This window comes from Oscillospiraceae bacterium (assembly GCA_034925865.1).
In the GTDB taxonomy this organism is placed as follows: domain Bacteria; phylum Bacillota; class Clostridia; order Oscillospirales; family SIG627; genus SIG704.
Window position 1 is genome coordinate 40271 of sequence record JAYFRN010000005.1, and the last position, 15319, is coordinate 55589.

General features: G+C 45.4%; 20 protein-coding genes. 8 read left to right on the forward strand and 12 right to left on the reverse strand.

The annotated features are described in order from the left end of the window. Positions 1 to 89: 89 nt before the first annotated feature. On the reverse strand, positions 90 to 386 hold the full coding sequence (locus VB118_01810; GenBank protein MEA4831336.1) for a hypothetical protein: 297 nt from the start codon (positions 384 to 386) through the stop codon (positions 90 to 92). Positions 387 to 940: 554 nt separating this feature from the next. Here VB118_01810 and VB118_01815 point away from each other — a divergent pair. From VB118_01815 to VB118_01850, 8 genes are all read left to right on the forward strand, one after another. Further along, positions 941 to 1255: a metalloregulator ArsR/SmtB family transcription factor gene (locus VB118_01815; GenBank protein MEA4831337.1), complete on the forward strand. Its 315-nt coding sequence runs from the start codon at positions 941 to 943 to the stop codon at positions 1253 to 1255. 87 nt (positions 1256 to 1342) lie between these two features. Next, on the forward strand, positions 1343 to 2356 hold the full coding sequence (locus tag VB118_01820) for a permease (protein MEA4831338.1): 1014 nt from the start codon (positions 1343 to 1345) through the stop codon (positions 2354 to 2356). An 11-nt stretch (positions 2357 to 2367) separates the two neighbouring features. Further along, positions 2368 to 3132, forward strand: a complete 765-nt coding sequence (locus VB118_01825; GenBank protein MEA4831339.1) for a DUF2703 domain-containing protein — start codon at positions 2368 to 2370, stop codon at positions 3130 to 3132. Then, positions 3132 to 3668, forward strand: a complete 537-nt coding sequence (locus VB118_01830) for a thioredoxin family protein (protein ID MEA4831340.1) — start codon at positions 3132 to 3134, stop codon at positions 3666 to 3668. The genes VB118_01825 and VB118_01830 overlap by 1 nt, the downstream gene beginning before the upstream one ends. After that, positions 3665 to 4357, forward strand: a complete 693-nt coding sequence (locus VB118_01835) for a cytochrome c biogenesis protein CcdA (protein ID MEA4831341.1) — start codon at positions 3665 to 3667, stop codon at positions 4355 to 4357. Before VB118_01830 ends, VB118_01835 begins: the two co-directional genes overlap by 4 nt. Before the next feature lie 24 nt (positions 4358 to 4381). Beyond that, positions 4382 to 4732, forward strand: a complete 351-nt coding sequence (locus VB118_01840; protein ID MEA4831342.1) for a thioredoxin family protein — start codon at positions 4382 to 4384, stop codon at positions 4730 to 4732. 103 nt (positions 4733 to 4835) lie between these two features. Next, positions 4836 to 5111, forward strand: a complete 276-nt coding sequence (locus tag VB118_01845) for a hypothetical protein (protein ID MEA4831343.1) — start codon at positions 4836 to 4838, stop codon at positions 5109 to 5111. Positions 5112 to 5247: 136 nt separating this feature from the next. Beyond that, entirely contained in the window at positions 5248 to 5514 is a 267-nt protein-coding gene (locus tag VB118_01850; protein ID MEA4831344.1) for a hypothetical protein, read from the forward strand. Positions 5515 to 6003: 489 nt separating this feature from the next. Here the strand turns inward: VB118_01850 and VB118_01855 are convergent, their stop codons facing one another. The 11 genes from VB118_01855 to VB118_01905 all read right to left on the reverse strand — a co-directional run bounded on the left by VB118_01855 (position 6004) and on the right by VB118_01905 (position 15257). Next, positions 6004 to 7752, reverse strand: a complete 1749-nt coding sequence (locus VB118_01855; protein MEA4831345.1) for an NADH-dependent [FeFe] hydrogenase, group A6 — start codon at positions 7750 to 7752, stop codon at positions 6004 to 6006. Positions 7753 to 7780: 28 nt separating this feature from the next. After that, positions 7781 to 9574 (reverse strand): NADH-quinone oxidoreductase subunit NuoF, encoded by a 1794-nt coding sequence (nuoF, locus tag VB118_01860; protein ID MEA4831346.1) that lies wholly within the window; start codon positions 9572 to 9574, stop codon positions 7781 to 7783. A 52-nt stretch (positions 9575 to 9626) separates the two neighbouring features. Beyond that, positions 9627 to 9998 (reverse strand): (2Fe-2S) ferredoxin domain-containing protein, encoded by a 372-nt coding sequence (locus VB118_01865; GenBank protein MEA4831347.1) that lies wholly within the window; start codon positions 9996 to 9998, stop codon positions 9627 to 9629. A 70-nt stretch (positions 9999 to 10068) separates the two neighbouring features. Then, complete coding sequence (locus tag VB118_01870) at positions 10069 to 10605, reverse strand: ATP-binding protein (GenBank protein MEA4831348.1); 537 nt, start codon at positions 10603 to 10605, stop codon at positions 10069 to 10071. A 19-nt stretch (positions 10606 to 10624) separates the two neighbouring features. Then, the gene (locus VB118_01875; GenBank protein MEA4831349.1) at positions 10625 to 11368 is read right to left on the reverse strand and encodes a PHP domain-containing protein; all 744 of its coding nucleotides are present in this window, start codon (positions 11366 to 11368) and stop codon (positions 10625 to 10627) included. A gap of 7 nt (positions 11369 to 11375) precedes the next feature. Continuing rightward, positions 11376 to 11708 carry a DRTGG domain-containing protein gene (locus VB118_01880; protein ID MEA4831350.1) on the reverse strand — a complete coding sequence of 111 codons (333 nt, stop codon included), beginning with the start codon at positions 11706 to 11708 and terminating at the stop codon, positions 11376 to 11378. A 13-nt stretch (positions 11709 to 11721) separates the two neighbouring features. Then, entirely contained in the window at positions 11722 to 13017 is a 1296-nt protein-coding gene (locus VB118_01885) for a [Fe-Fe] hydrogenase large subunit C-terminal domain-containing protein (GenBank protein MEA4831351.1), read from the reverse strand. Positions 13018 to 13337: 320 nt separating this feature from the next. Next, positions 13338 to 13763, reverse strand: coding sequence for an anti-sigma regulatory factor (locus tag VB118_01890; GenBank protein ID MEA4831352.1), 426 nt, complete (start codon positions 13761 to 13763; stop codon positions 13338 to 13340). Next, positions 13756 to 14097, reverse strand: coding sequence for a hypothetical protein (locus VB118_01895; protein MEA4831353.1), 342 nt, complete (start codon positions 14095 to 14097; stop codon positions 13756 to 13758). The genes VB118_01890 and VB118_01895 overlap by 8 nt, the downstream gene beginning before the upstream one ends. 46 nt (positions 14098 to 14143) lie before the next feature. Further along, positions 14144 to 14638: an NADH-quinone oxidoreductase subunit NuoE gene (nuoE, locus tag VB118_01900; protein MEA4831354.1), complete on the reverse strand. Its 495-nt coding sequence runs from the start codon at positions 14636 to 14638 to the stop codon at positions 14144 to 14146. A gap of 205 nt (positions 14639 to 14843) precedes the next feature. Beyond that, positions 14844 to 15257, reverse strand: coding sequence for a hypothetical protein (locus tag VB118_01905; protein ID MEA4831355.1), 414 nt, complete (start codon positions 15255 to 15257; stop codon positions 14844 to 14846). Positions 15258 to 15319 lie beyond the last annotated feature (62 nt).

Here is a 15319-nt window from a genome sequence, read left to right on the forward strand (position 1 = left end):
ACGATGGTAACGCGGTCGTTTACCTGTGCCAAGAAAGTCCATCATGAAATTATTGTGGATTATGCTCATTATGCAAATCTTAACTTACATCATTCCCCGAACAGGTTTATTTGCGACATTATAAAGAACAGAGCTGTGCCAATTACTAAAACACAAGTTATTTGCTTCGGGCTTTTATATAAAACCATAATTGTCGCTGCCCATAGAATCAATTCCGGAATATAGCTGATATCAAAATACCAAAATCCAAAATAGAACGCCTGCCGTGCAAACATCATAAAAACAACTGCCGAAATACAGACTGATACAACATGAGTTCCTTTTGCGTACCAGCATACTGCTCCTAAAAACAGTGATAATACTGTCATGGCTATCCAAATCATCATATATGACTTTGGAAAAAAGCCGGCTATTTTTATTGTATATATATAATAACTGCCTACCATACCTATAAAAAACATAAAGCTATTTAAGGCAGCTCTTAATGGTGTCTTTGAATAGACAGATATACAGACGCCAATAAACATCCATACACCCATACGTGAAAAGAAATTATTCAAATCCAAAGCTTCTAAAAATGCTGGCAGCAAATTGCTCGGAGTCACATCCAATGCTTTTGAAATTATGCCAAGTGCAATTCCAATAGCAAATATAATTGATGAATATATATAATTTTTTTATAAACAGACAAGCATTCTGGCGTTCGGATTTTATTTAAATTCTCTAAAATAACAGCCTCCGGTTACATTAATTATTTCAATTTCATCCTGTTGAATTATAGCATAAATATTTACTTTTTCAATAGCTATTCTCTGACAAAGGTACAAAATATAGAACACTAAAGCAATATTTTCTATAAAATGCTCTAAACATATTGACAAAACTTGATTTGACGCATATAATAACAACATATCAAATAATTATGATATGAGGTGATCACTTGGAAACTATATATGAAAAAAACGCAAAGATATTCAAAGCGTTTTGTGATGAAAAGCGTTTGCAAATTCTTGAGCTACTGCGTGGCGGAGAAAAATGCGCCTGCGTTTTACTTGAGCAACTGGACTTGGGGCAGTCGGGACTTTCTTACCATATGAAGATTCTGGTTGAGTCAGGCGTTGTAGAGAGTAGGCAGAAGGGCAAATGGACACACTATACAATAAGTGAACAAGGCAGTGCTTATGCCGGTATTCTGCTGAAGGAACTGACGACACCGAATGCGGTTACATTAGAAAAAAATTGCTGCAAAAAATAAGCCATCTGACGATGGCTTTAAAACAGCGAAACACATCAAAATTATTTGATATTATTGTCCTTTTATTGAAAGTGAGGTTTATACGCTATGCAAATACTAAAGTTAATTTGGGATTTTTTCCAGAATCAAATACTTGGAATGAAATGGCTAAATGAATTAATCGGCAGCGGTCTTCAAGCATTAGGTTTTGACACCATAAACCGCTGGATTGGAAGCATTCAGTTTTTCGCATATGACGTTATAAAAATCACGATACTGCTGTGTTTTCTCATATTTCTTATCAGTTATATACAAAGCTATTTTCCACCTGAGCGAAGCAAGAAGATTTTAGGGCGTTTTCATGGTATCGGAGCGAACTCTGTCGCAGCCTTACTTGGAACAGTAACGCCATTCTGTTCATGCTCATCAATACCGCTATTTATTGGCTTTACATCCGCCGGACTGCCTTTGGGCGTGACATTTTCATTTTTGATATCTTCTCCAATGGTTGATCTTGGTTCTTTGGTTCTCCTGATGAGTATTTTCGGCGCAAAGGTCGCTGTCATCTATGTGATTGTAGGGTTAATTGTCGCCATCGTCGGCGGTACACTTATCGAGAAACTACACATGGAAAAGCATGTTGAGAGCTTTATACTAACTGCAGGCAGCGTAGATATAGAATCCCCCGATTTGACAAGAAAAGACCGCCTTGTATATGCAAAAGAGCAAATGCTTACAACCTTTAAAAAAGTATTCCCATATATCTTGATAGGTGTTGGCATAGGCGCTGTCATCCACAATTGGATACCCGAAGAATGGGTTGCGGCCGTACTTGGCAGCAATAATCCTGTTGGAGTAATACTGGCAACACTCATAGGCATACCGATGTATGCCGATATATTCGGTACAATTCCGATTGCGGAAGCACTGCTTTCCAAAGGCGCTCAGCTTGGCACTATCCTGTCTTTCATGATGGCGGTCACAACACTGTCTCTGCCGTCAATGATTATGCTGCGAAAAGCTGTTAAACCAAAGCTCCTGGCGTTGTTCATCGCCATATGTACCATTGGCATCATCATCGTGGGCTACTTTTTTAACGCAATTCAATCATTTATTATCTAGGAGGAACTGTTATGGCTAAAACATGGTATCCCGTTATCGATTACTTGACCTGTGTAGAATGCGGCACCTGTATCGCAAAGTGTCCCCATGGTGTATATGACACATCGAAAGCGCCATCACCTGTTGTAAAGAACCCTGAATCCTGCGCAGACCATTGCTATGGATGCGGCAACCGTTGTCCGGTAGGAGCGATAACTTATGTAGGCGAGGACACAGGCTGGACACCGCCAAACGGAGAACTACCAGAGGAAGAATCCTGCTGTTCCTGCGGGTGTGAAACGGCTTCTGAAAAGAAGGTTATTATTGAATATCTTTATCTTGATCTGCAGACCTGTGACCGCTGTATTGGAACGGACAACGTACTTGACGAGGTCATGATGACGATTACCCCGGCATTAAAAATCTCGGGCTTTGAAGTAGAATATAATAAAATTGATATGAAGACAGCGGAAATTGCAACGCAATATAAGTTCCTTTCTTCTCCTACAATTCGTGTAAACGGTCAGGACATCTGTAAATCGGTTGCTGAAAACAGCTGCGGCTGCTGCAGTGACATCAGTGGAACCGATGTGGACTGTAGGGTGTTTGAATATAACGGGGAATCGTATGAAGTGCCGCCAAAAGAAATGCTCGCCGAAGCCATCCTAAGTGTTGTATTTGGGCAACTTGAAACTGGCTGTTCCTGTGGCGAGTATCAACTACCCGAAAATCTGAGAGACTTCTTTAATGGAAAGAAAAGCAAATCCGGATGTTCATGCGGAGGTAATTGTTGCTGATGGATAATAAAAAAACTGATAAGAAAAAGCTATTCGTTAAAATATTGGTTCCGGTATTGATTGCGGTGTCTCTTACTGTTATCTGGATAGTAAAAACGCATCCGACACCTACTCAGATTGATGAAAACGGAAACATAGCAGACTTTGTTCTTGAGGCGGAATCAATCGACCTTGAAGCATTAAAAGCTTATGGCTTGCCGATTATTATTGATTTCGGATCGGACTCATGTATCCCGTGCAAGGCAATGGCCCCCGTTCTTCAGACCATGAACGCCGAAATGCAGGGCAAGGTCATTATTAAGTTTGTTGACGTCTGGAAGCATGCCGGAGCGGCGGACGGTTACCCGATACAGTATATTCCGACGCAGATTTTTTTCAACACAGACGGGATACCATACGTTCCGAGCAACAATATTGGTATTGAATTTACTATGTATGATTACAAAGATACCGGGGCACATGCCTTCACGGTACATCAAGGCGGTCTGACCGAAGATCAGATGCGGGTAATTCTTGCTGACATGGGAATTAAATGATGACAGAATTACTTGAAAACTTATCAAACCTTATTAACACAAGCGGCTGGCTGGCGCCGATTCTCGCCCTTTTTGCTGGTATTCTTACTTCATTTACTCCCTGTTCGCTGTCAAGTATTCCCCTTGTTATCGGCTATGTGGGTGGTATCGGTCAGAGGAACACGAAAAAAGCTTTTTGGCTTTCTGTGACCTTCGCCGCGGGTGCTGCGGTTACTTTCACCGTACTTGGAGTTTTTGCTTCCCTCGCCGGGAAGATGATCGGATACGGGGCTTCATGGTGGTACATCATTCTGGGGGTTCTTATGATTTTGATGGCGCTGCAAACCTGGGGCATATTTGAGATTATCCCGTCAAGTTATCTCATATCGAAGAACACAAAAAAGGGTTTTATAGGCGCGTTCATCGCTGGTATACTTGGCGGCATCTTTTCGTCGCCCTGCTCCACGCCTGTACTTATTGCGCTACTTGCCATTGTTGCCGGAAAAGGCAATATTATTTGGGGTATACTATTATTACTACTTTATTCTATCGGACACGGAATACTCGCCATTGTCGCCGGAACATCGATAGGCTTTATGCAAAAGCTGTCTTCCAGCGAAAAATATGGTAAGGCAAGTATCATGTTAAAAATAGTGATGGGTTCATTGATTTTACTCATTGGTTTTTATCTATTCTATCTTGGAATCTAATAATTTATAAAGGAGATATTGATTATGGCACTGTTCGGAAAGAAAGACAAAGAGGAAAAAACAACTTCATGCTGCTGCGGCGGTAATTGTAATGCGGAAAGCATGGCAAAAGCTGAAAACGCAAAAACAGAGGGTGCGGGCGTTAAGGTCTTAGGCAGCGGCTGCGCGAAATGTAATCAACTTGAAGCAGCTACAAAAGCCGCTTTAGAACAGCTTGGCATGGACACGACGATCGACCATGTGACTGATTTTTCACAGATCGCGGCATATGGCGTTATGTCTACCCCTGCACTCGTTGTAGATGGTAAAGTGGTTTCCTACGGCAAGGTTCTTAAAACAGAAGAGGTTGTAAAAATTCTACAAAAGGTCAGATAATTGGTCACCCCGGAAAGAACATCAGATCCTTTCCGGGTATTCCATTTTTATCGGTCTTGCGCTGGCAATTCTGAGTACCGAAACAATTACAAATTTTCTCGGAATGCGCTCAGAAATTTGGGGCGTGCTCGGAGCTACGATTATTGAGTCTGTTACGCTGATACCGGGATTAATCGCGTTCCCGTTGGTTGTCGCGCTACTTAAGAACGGTGCGGGATACATGCAGATCGCAGCGTTCGTCTCCACGCTCATGACGGTTGGCGTTGTAACACTGCCGCTTGAGATAAAGACCTTTGGAAAACGTGCCACGATAGTTAGAAATATTGCAGCTTTTGTGTTTTCTTTGATTGCCGCGGTTGTGATTGGAGTGGTGCTGTAATGATAGTGTTTATTAAGCGGTACAAAGCATTTCTACTGATTCTCATTAATATAGCGGTAGGCACTGCTTTGCCGGATATTGCACTGAAATCTCTAAGTCTTACGAAACAGAACTTCATCGAAAATACAATCAGGCAATGAAAGCCGCCGAGGAATCGGCGGTAAACAAGGTAAACAAAGAATACGCCGATAAAAAAGTAAGCCCGGAATTTTCGCAGGCAGTCGAAACGGTTCGATATAAAAATGTAATGGCGGACGCTTTCAATGTGTTCACATCGTCGGCGGTCATTTTGCTCGACCACTATATCAGCACTGTGTTTACAAATGGCTTCAAAGCACAAGTTGTCGGCGTCAGCAAAGAAGCTGCGCACCGCTATAAGCTTACACTCGATTGCCTGTTGTAGCGTAGAATTTACGAGTTTGGGAAATATAGTCCCCTTAACATTGACATTGAACAGCTCAAAAAGCTCAAGGTTGCTTGTGTTATTTCAACGGCGGCAAATGATGACCCGCGTCAGAAATATTACACACTTCACTTTTGTGGAGCGCGCTTCATTTTAGACATGAGATGTAGATGCCTATACCAGTGATGATATAATCGCAAATATACATGAGTTTGAAAAACATTGTGGCACAACGGTTGAACGAATCAATCAAGCCTGGTTGGCCACCATTGCATAATTGCATTTTTATCAAAGTGGATGGTTAGACTTTGCTGCAAAAAAATGTTTATAAACTCACAAGATGATTAAAATCAACGACTAAGCTGTGAATCATTTACGTTAACTTCTAAATTAATTCATGCTATAAATTATGGGTTGCAGCAAAAAAATTACAAGAACCCCCGGCGCGATTGCGCCGGGGGTTCTCTATGTGAATTGAATTAACTCACATTATTTATTGTTATATTTGCTTCTCTTTACATAAGAGGTATGGAGAATTTCATGCGACTTGTGGCTTCCTGGAGCGCCGAGATATGTGTCGTATATTTCCTTGATCACCGGATTTTCATGGCTCTTGCGGAGCGTCATCGCTTCATCCTCGCTGTAGAGCGCTTTCGCGCGGAGCGAACGTATATCGGTGAAGTTGCGGACGTAACCTGGCTGATAAGGCTGACCGCCGCCGTTTACGCATCCGCCCGGGCATGCCATGACCTCGATGAAGTCATACTGCGATTCGCCGGATTTTACTCTGTCAAGAAGCTTTGAAGCGTTTTCAAGGCCCGAGGTTACGGCAACGCGAACTTTCTGTCCGTTGAGGTCGTATTGGGCTTCCTTTACGCCTGCTATGCCGCGTACTTCGGTGAATTCGGGCTTGTCAAGCGTTTTGCCTGTGACGATCTCGTATACCGTACGTAAAGCCGCTTCCATAACACCGCCTGTCGCGCCAAAGATGTGTCCGGCGCCTGATGCGATGCCGAAGACGGGATCGCAGGTTTCGTCAGGAAGCTCCGTAAACATAATGCCGGCTTTTTTGATCATTTCGGCAAGCTCGCGGGTAGTGAGAGAAACGTCGATATCCGGATATCCGGAGGCGTTCTCATCTTCGCGTTGGATCTCATATTTCTTTGCCGTGCAGGGCATGATGCTGACGGTAAATATATCTTTGGGATCGATACCGGCTTTTTCGGCATAGTATGTCTTTGTCATCGCGCCGAACATCTGTTGCGGGCTCTTGCAGGATGAAAGGTTGTCGATGAATTCGGGATAATAATGCTCGCAGAACTTGATCCAACCGGGAGAGCAGGAGGTGATAAGCGGAAGCTTTCCTCCGTTCTTAATACGGTTGAGAAGCTCCGTGCCTTCCTCAAGAATCGTAAGATCGGCGGCAGTATCAACGTCGAACACTTTGTCAAAGCCGAGTCTGCGGAGAGCGGCGATCATTTTTCCTTCGACGTTGGTGCCTATCGGCATGCCGAAGCATTCGCCGAGCTGTGCTCTGACAGAGGGAGCGGGCGCGACGATGACATGCTTTGTCGGATCGTTAAGCGCGGCCCAAACCTTTCCGGTGTCGTCTCTTTCGGTGAGAGCGCCGGTTGGGCATACGGCGATGCACTGGCCGCAGTTTACGCAGGAGGTTTCGGCAAGCGGCATATCGAATGGGCTGGCGATGTGGGTGTCATAGCCTCTTTCGACCGCGCCTATCACGCCGACATGCTGGTTCTGACGGCAGACCGCAACACAGCGGCGGCAAAGTATGCATTTGGAATTATCTCTGACGAGATGAATCGCGCTGTCTTCGATGTCTGGCTTTTTTGTGTCGGCATGGAATTTGTTCATGTCGACGCTGTAGTCACGGCAGAGAGCCTGAAGCTCGCAGTTGGTGTTTCTTGCGCAGGAAAGACAGTCGGTTCTGTGGTTTGAGAGCATAAGCTCAAGAGTTGTTTTGCGCGCAGTTACTATTTTGGGAGTGTTGGTGAAAACCTCCATCCCTTGGGTAACCGGATATACACAGGCGGCGGCAAAGCTGCGGGCGCCCTTGACTTCGACAACGCACATTCTGCATGCGCCGATGGCGTTGATATCTTTAAGATAGCAGAGAGTCGGAATCTTGACGCCTGCAATGCGTGCGGCTTCAAGAATCGTGGAACCGGCGGGCGCCTCTACCTCGGTGCCGTTAATTTTTAAAGTAACGGTATTCATATAATTAGCATCCTTTCTGATAATCGGCTCACGCCTTGGAGATTGCGCCGAACTTGCATTTTTCCATGCAGGCTCCGCATTTTATACACTTGGATTGATCTATGACATGCGGATTTTTAACGGTACCGGAAATGGCACCGACCGGGCATATCTTAGCGCAGAGCGTACAGCCCTTGCATTTTTCAGGATCTATTGTAATCCGTGCAAGAGCCTTGCATTGTCCGGCGGGGCAGCGTTTTTCATATACATGCGCTTCGTATTCATCTCTGAAATAACGGAGCGTGCTGAGAACGGGGTTGGGAGCGGTCTGACCGAGACCGCAGAGAGCGCTGGCCTTGATGCTGTAAGCGAGCTCTTCAAGCTTTTCAATATCTCCGTCCTCGCCGTTACCGGAGGTGATCTTTTCAAGGATTTCGAGCATCTTGCGTGTTCCGATACGGCACGGAGTGCATTTACCGCAGGATTCATCGACGGTAAATTCCAGGAAGAATTTTGCGATATCGACCATACAGTTATCTTCATCCATTACGATAAGTCCGCCGGAGCCCATCATGGAGCCTATTGATATCAGTGAATCGTAATCGATCGGAGTGTCAAGGTGAGATGCGGGAATGCATCCTCCGGAGGGACCGCCGGTTTGCGCGGCTTTAAATTTCTTTCCGTTGGGTATGCCTCCGCCGATATCGTATATAATCTCACGCAGCGTCGTACCCATCGGTATTTCGACAAGACCGGTATTGGTTATCTTGCCGCCGAGCGCGAAGACCTTTGTGCCCTTTGATTTTTCAGTACCGATGGAATTGAACCACTTGGCGCCTTTAAGAATTATTTGCGGAATATTCGCGAGCGTTTCGACATTGTTTATTATCGTTGGCTGACCGAAAAGACCTTTTACAGCCGGGAACGGAGGACGGGGGCGGGGCTCTCCGCGCTTGCCTTCAATGGAAGTGAGAAGCGCCGTCTCCTCGCCGCAGACGAAAGCGCCCGCGCCGAAGCGAAGCTGTATATCAAAATTAAAGCCCGTGGAGAATATGTCTTTTCCGAGCAGGCCGTATTCTCTTGCCTGAGCGATGGCTATTTCAAGACGCTTGATTGCGATAGGATATTCCGCGCGGACATAAATATATCCTTCGTCGGCACCTATAGCGTATCCGGCTATTGCCATCGCTTCAATGACGGCGTGCGGGTCTCCTTCGAGTATTGATCTGTCCATGAATGCGCCCGGGTCGCCTTCATCGGCGTTGCATACGACATATTTTTTATCGGAAACGCTCTTGGCGGCAAAGTCCCATTTTGTTCCTGTTGGGAATCCTGCGCCGCCTCTGCCGCGCAGCCCGCTGTCCTTCATGAGCTGAATGACATCAACAGGCTTCATTTCGGTGAGAACCTTTCCGAGAGCCATATATCCGTCAAGCGCTATGTATTCGTCGATGACTTCGGGGTTGATAACACCGCAGTTGCGGAGCGCGAGACGCATTTGCTTTTTATAAAATGCGGTGTCGGAAAGACTGGTGACCCCGTGGGTATCCTTGTCGGCCGCCTCATCATAAACAAGGCGCGTAACGGGTCTGCCCTTGAGCAGATGCTCTTCGACGATTTCGGGGACGTCTCCTACCGTGACCTTGCTATAAAATGTGCCGTCCGGATAGACGATCATGACAGGTCCGAGCGCGCAAAGGCCGAAGCATCCGGTTCTGACGACTTTTATTTCATCAGCAAGCCCCTTTGCGGCGAGTTCTTTTTCCATTGCTTCCGCTATTGCGGGGCTGTTTGAGGAGGTACAGCCGGTACCGCCGCAAACCAATACATGTGCACGAATCATAAATTATACTCCTTTATGCCTTTGTATTTATGCTTTTGCATTTCCCATGAATTCATGCTTTTACATTTCCGATCGTGTATTCCTCGACCGGCTTGCCGCCCTTGAGGTGTTCGGCGACGACGCGCTTCGCCTTGACCGGCGTCATTTTTACGTATGTGATCTTTTCCTTGCCGCCCTGGAAGACTTCGACGACCGGCTCGAACTGGCAGATGCCGATACAGCCTGTCTGAGTGACGGTGACTGCGCCGGAAAGACCTTCTTTGGCGACTTCCTCTACGAGTGTGTTGAGAACGGGGCGCGCACCGGCGGAAATGCCGCAGGTTGCCATGCCGACGACGACACGAATGTCGTTAACTCCCTCGCGAAGAGAAACTTTATCCTTCATTTTCTCTCTGATTGCCGCAAGCTCTTGCAGTGATTTCATGATTTATTCCTTTCTGTTTGGTCATAATGAATAATATATGTAAATAATATATTGTTTCTGATGTTGTGAATCAGCCGGGATTGCCTTCATACTGATCGCTGAGATATTCCTTTAAAAAGGTTATTACCTCCGCGTTTGACAGCGGGACATCGCCCAAAACCTTTCTGATATCTTTCGTTGAAAAAAATATCACTCTATCGGTCATATTATGTCTGAATATGAAATCTATATCCGGGCTTCCATTAATCAAGGTGATAATTGTTGAAGTGATATCGCCCAATGGAGTATAATCAATATTATGCTTTATGAATTCTGCTCTTACGGTTGTACCTTTACCCGGTTGAGAGGTGATTTTTACGCTTCCGCCGGTTTGCTCGGCGGCAAGAACCAAAAATGGTATGCCCATGCCGACTTTTCGCGTCGTGCGGGAGGTTACAAACGGACTTGTGACCTTTTTGACAGTATCCTCGCTCATGCCGCAACCGTCATCTGTTATTGTAAAAACAAGCTTGTCATCGTCCTCGTCAAGCGTTATTTCAATGTTTTTTGAGTTTGCTTTAACCGAGTTCATTGCGATATCGAGTATGTTCAGAGATAACTCTTTCATTTCGGAGTGCCTCCAGATATTATTGTTGACTTAATGATCGGAGATATTCGATAATGCCGCTGCGGATAGTGTCGGAATTTTCGCCTGCAGGGACAGAAATCTCGAACGCATTCCGCGCTTCTTTCATTGTTTCAAGAGAATGAGCATCGCTGTCGGAAATAAAGCGGCATCCGGAAAGAAGCGGGTGCTTTTTAATATATCCGTTAATTTTAGATATGTCGCTGATTTCGCACAGACCGAACCTTGGATACGGTGGCATATCGCCGAGTATCGCAATGATTCCGCCGGAGTCGCGGTCAATATGAGCTGGAAAGCATATGCCTCCGATTGAACGGACGGTGTCGGCGGCATTTTCAAGTGAAAGCGAGGCGGCGTTTATAAGTAAAAGTTCCTCTTCGCCGGCAGGTATATCTCCGGGAGCATATATGATTTGTCTGCCGAAAATATCCGGACGGTTTTTTATTCCCGGCAGAACTCTTTTCACGATTCTTCCGAATTCGTCGGCCTGTTCGAGAGATGAAAACAGACAAACAAGATGAATTTCCTCCGATGTCGTAAGCTCCATGCCCGGGATTGGCACTATTCCGTATATTTCGCACGCTTCAAAAAAGGCGTTGCAATTCGCGACGGAATTATGATCGGTGAGCGCGATAATATCAAGCCCGAGAATTTTTGCCATTCCGGCGATATTCATCGGGGTCATTTCATCGTCGCCGCACGGAGACAGACACGAATGAAGGTGCAGATCGTAAAAAAGACGCATTACGGTGTTAAATCAATCTGGATATCGAGGCGCAGGTTTCGTATGCGCCCGTTTTACAGCGCAGAAGAGTTACATCGCGTACCTTTGCGGCCGAAACTACGTTATCATCAATTTCAGAACCGTCGCATACGATTATACAGCTCGTTCCGACAAGCAAAGCAACCGCTATTATATTGATGTTAGTCATGATTGTGACCCAGGCGTTGCCGTGTTCCGCGTTGCCCATTACATAGCTGAGCAGATCACCGGTATATGCGCCGTCAACCTCGGCCGCAGCTCCGCGGTCGGACATAGCGAGAATCTCAGCGCCAAGGCCTTTCGCAAGCTCTTTTGCAGTCATAGCTTTGATCCCTTCAATTGTTTTTAATATCATTTTTATCGATTTGGTTTTTAAGCTTTGCTCGCATTTTCACTACACATTCGTCCGCAGACACCTCGCCTTTTACTATATCTTCAGCGAAGGCGCGGCATGATGGAGACCCACATGAGCCGCAGTCGATCATAGGAAGCTCCTGAAGGATTTTTTCAAGTGCCGCCATTTTTTTCATTGCTTCGCCGCGGTCGCTGTCAAGCTGAGAAACAGGCTGATATGTCAGGCCGTGTTTTAAGAAAAACCCGTCAGGAATATATCCTTCGTTTTTTCCGGGAGAAGTGTATACCTGATTAAGAGAGACGGGAAGATAACGCCTGAGAGTCTGAAGCCTGGCCTGTGCTATATATGGGTTTTCGACTGTCAGGACTCCGCCCACACAGCCTCCGCTGCATGCGTTGAGCTCAATAAAATCAAGCTCTGGAATATTTCCGTTGTCGATCTCCTCCAGCACGCGTATCACGTTTTCAATACCGTCGGCAGCCAGATAACGGTCGCGGAAAATTGCTGTCGCTTCTCCTCCGGTCGACGCCCAGCCTATGCCGATCATACCGACCGACGAAACGGGCGGCGGAGCTTTGGATTTACGCATAACGCCAAGAAGCGCGAAATAAGCGTCGTTCATCGATACCACAGAGTCAATATTGGTATTCCCGGAAAGGTTGTTTTTTACATAGCTGACTTTTGCCGGACATGGTGAGATAAAACAAACGTTTATATCCTCAGCCCTGAGCTCCGGATGCTTTTCCATTGCCTGCTGCCGCGCTTTAAGTCCGGCAATCTCGATCGGCGGAAGTATCGGCATTACGTTTTCACACAGGAAAGGAAACCTCAGACTGATGAGCCTGACCACCACAGGACACGCGCTGCTTATTATGGGGCGGGGAATATCGTCCCGCTTTAAATACCGGCGAGTATAACCCGTTACGATTTCGGCGGCGGCGCCTACCTCGTACACTTCGTCAAATCCGCAGTCAAGCAGTCCTTGAATAACATAATCAATATCATCAAGATTGTCAAATTGTCCGTAAAGCGACGGCGCCGGAAGCGCGATTTTATACTTGGATTTCATAACCTCGGACAGGTCGTCGGTTATGGCTTTTTTTGCTTTGTATGGACATACTCTTATGCATTCGCCGCAATCGACACATCGCTTGGCGTTTATTTGAGCATGCCCGTCGCGTATTCTGATAGCCTCGACCGGGCATCGCTTGAGACAGGTGGTGCAGCCCTTGCATTTCGAGACATCAAGCGATACCGAATGCTTGTAATCAGGCATGATGACTATCTCCCATGTGTTTTTAGGTAACCTATGAAAACACGATAATTCGCAACGTTGTATTTAAAATCGATTGTGCAGCAGCGACAGCTGCTTCTCATTTTGTTGTAAGTTTTTGTTATCAGAGGTTCCTTTTAATTTATAATCAGGTAATTTAATAATCGTGCTTCATAAGGGAAATAGCTTTGATATATGCATTATCCTAAATAAAGTGATTACTATGTAATAAATTGCCGATTAAATATCGATTTACCTGAAACCATTTTACTGTTATATGGACTTTGACATACAAAAAGAATGCACAATTACTCTGTTGACTTTTATTTGATATTTACTGTCATTGTGATTTTCGTACCCTTGCCGACCTCGGTTTCTATAATCATATCATCAGTATAGCGCTTCATATTAGGAAGCCCCATGCCGGCTCCGAAGCCGAGCGCCCGGATACGTTCCGGCGCGGTTGAATATCCTTCCTGCATGGCGAGATCCACATCGGCAATTCCCGGGCCGTGATCCTCAAGCACGATGGTAATATCATTTTCTGTGATATATACATCGGCCGCTCCCCCTCCGGCATGAATGACCATATTGATTTCGCCCTCGTACATTGCGATTGAAACGCGGCGGATGGTTTCGGGATCAAAATTGAGCTGACGGAGCTTTTTTTTCAAAAGTATTGCCGCTTCTCCGGCTGATGAAAAATTTTCGCCATCTACATTATAGTGAAATTTTAAAGATTCACTCATATTTGAGTCCCGAGGAAAACAAGACGCCGCAAGCCTCATACATACGCATATCGGTCGCCATTACCACGATACCGCAGTCTATCGCATATGATATCATTTCCGGTGAAGGACGTTTGCTTCTTACAAAGACGACGCATTTCATATCCATCATCTCTGCTGTCCGTATGACCTGCGGATTGACAAGCCCGGTAAGAAGAACGGCCTGCTCCTTTACATAAGCGAGCACATCGCTCATCATATCGCTTCCGCAGGCGGAGCTTACTTCGCTTTCGGCTTTGTCCGCGCCGCAAAGTATCTCGGCGTTGAGCAGTTCTCTGATACGGCTGATCTTCATATTATGTGCCTTTCTTAGTCACATCCCGACAGTCCATAATGCCGGATTATTTAATGGCGCTGATAATTCTTTTGATATCGGAAGCAACAAGTCTTCCGTGAACCTCGCCGTTGACAACCATGACGGGCGCGAGTCCGCAGCAGCCGAGGCAGCGGGTTTCCTGGAAAGTATACTTGCCGTCTGCAGTTGTTTTGCCGAGACCGATGCCGAGCTCTTTGCCAACAGCTTCGACTATGAGCTTCGCGCCTCTTACATAGCAGGCTGTGCCTGTGCAGACGCTGATTACGTTTTCACCCTTCGGAACGAGAGCAAACTGAGAATAGAATGTAGAAACTCCGTACACCTCTGAAAGCGGAACATTGAGAGCCTCCGCGATTATGATTTGTACTTCAACAGGAAGATAGCCGTAGATATCCTGTGCTTTTTGCATTATGGGCATGAGCGCACCCTTTTCATTCTTATGCTGTGCGATTATCTCATTGAGCTTTTGCTCCTGCTCTGGCGTACCATTAAACGGTACATTCGATTTAATTTTTGCCACGGATAAAGTCCTCCTTGGGTATATGTTTGTTATTTTCTTAACGATGTTATGACGAAATTATCTCACTTCTGAGCATACTGTTGTATTATAACACTTATGTATTTTTAATTCAAGTAGAAAATACAAGAAAAAAGCCGTATTATGGACTATAACGTAAAAAAGGCGGCATCCATTGAGAAACCGCCTTTTCAGAAGTATTTATATTTCATATTTCGTAATTTATTTCGCTTTTATCAACCCATGAACATATTTCTCTTAATAAAAGCACGCCGTTATTTTCCGCAGATACGGTAAGCGGCACACCGATATAACGTGCCGGAACCGGTATACCGTTGATATAAACGGCGTCACGCTTTAAAGTAACGATATCACCGGTCTTTTTTTCAATGCCGATTGAATCATCTTCTTCGCCTTTGCTTCGTAAAAATGCATTACTTTGGGAAAATGCATTACTTTCGGAGATATATGCGGAACAATCGATATACTCGTTCCCTTTTGGTCCCACTTTTATTAATCCTGATTTATCAATATCCATTGTATGCTCCGATGTATCGGAAGGCGTCATGCCGCCGGCCTGGTTTATTATATAATTATTTCCTTTTTCATATTGTTTTTTCATTACGCTACCGCTTCTTTCAAAAAGAACTGATGGAGGCGCTATAATTCGCGCCCTATATATAA

Excerpts from the sequence above, each read along its gene's own strand:
- VB118_01810 (MEA4831336.1), bottom strand. The coding sequence starts at position 386 with ATGATGATTTGGATAGCCATGACAGTATTATCACTGTTTTTAGGAGCA.
- VB118_01820 (MEA4831338.1), top strand. The coding sequence starts at position 1,343 with ATGCAAATACTAAAGTTAATTTGGGATTTTTTCCAGAATCAAATACTT.
- VB118_01825 (MEA4831339.1), top strand. The coding sequence starts at position 2,368 with ATGGCTAAAACATGGTATCCCGTTATCGATTACTTGACCTGTGTAGAA.
- VB118_01830 (MEA4831340.1), top strand. The coding sequence starts at position 3,132 with ATGGATAATAAAAAAACTGATAAGAAAAAGCTATTCGTTAAAATATTG.
- VB118_01835 (MEA4831341.1), top strand. The coding sequence starts at position 3,665 with ATGATGACAGAATTACTTGAAAACTTATCAAACCTTATTAACACAAGC.
- VB118_01840 (MEA4831342.1), top strand. The coding sequence starts at position 4,382 with ATGGCACTGTTCGGAAAGAAAGACAAAGAGGAAAAAACAACTTCATGC.
- VB118_01845 (MEA4831343.1), top strand. The coding sequence starts at position 4,836 with ATGCGCTCAGAAATTTGGGGCGTGCTCGGAGCTACGATTATTGAGTCT.
- VB118_01850 (MEA4831344.1), top strand. The coding sequence starts at position 5,248 with ATGAAAGCCGCCGAGGAATCGGCGGTAAACAAGGTAAACAAAGAATAC.
- VB118_01855 (MEA4831345.1), bottom strand. The coding sequence starts at position 7,752 with ATGAATACCGTTACTTTAAAAATTAACGGCACCGAGGTAGAGGCGCCC.
- nuoF (MEA4831346.1), bottom strand. The coding sequence starts at position 9,574 with ATGATTCGTGCACATGTATTGGTTTGCGGCGGTACCGGCTGTACCTCC.
- VB118_01865 (MEA4831347.1), bottom strand. The coding sequence starts at position 9,998 with ATGAAATCACTGCAAGAGCTTGCGGCAATCAGAGAGAAAATGAAGGAT.
- VB118_01870 (MEA4831348.1), bottom strand. The coding sequence starts at position 10,605 with ATGAAAGAGTTATCTCTGAACATACTCGATATCGCAATGAACTCGGTT.
- VB118_01875 (MEA4831349.1), bottom strand. The coding sequence starts at position 11,368 with ATGCGTCTTTTTTACGATCTGCACCTTCATTCGTGTCTGTCTCCGTGC.
- VB118_01880 (MEA4831350.1), bottom strand. The coding sequence starts at position 11,708 with ATGACTGCAAAAGAGCTTGCGAAAGGCCTTGGCGCTGAGATTCTCGCT.
- VB118_01885 (MEA4831351.1), bottom strand. The coding sequence starts at position 13,017 with ATGCCTGATTACAAGCATTCGGTATCGCTTGATGTCTCGAAATGCAAG.
- VB118_01890 (MEA4831352.1), bottom strand. The coding sequence starts at position 13,763 with ATGAGTGAATCTTTAAAATTTCACTATAATGTAGATGGCGAAAATTTT.
- VB118_01895 (MEA4831353.1), bottom strand. The coding sequence starts at position 14,097 with ATGAAGATCAGCCGTATCAGAGAACTGCTCAACGCCGAGATACTTTGC.
- VB118_01905 (MEA4831355.1), bottom strand. The coding sequence starts at position 15,257 with ATGAAAAAACAATATGAAAAAGGAAATAATTATATAATAAACCAGGCC.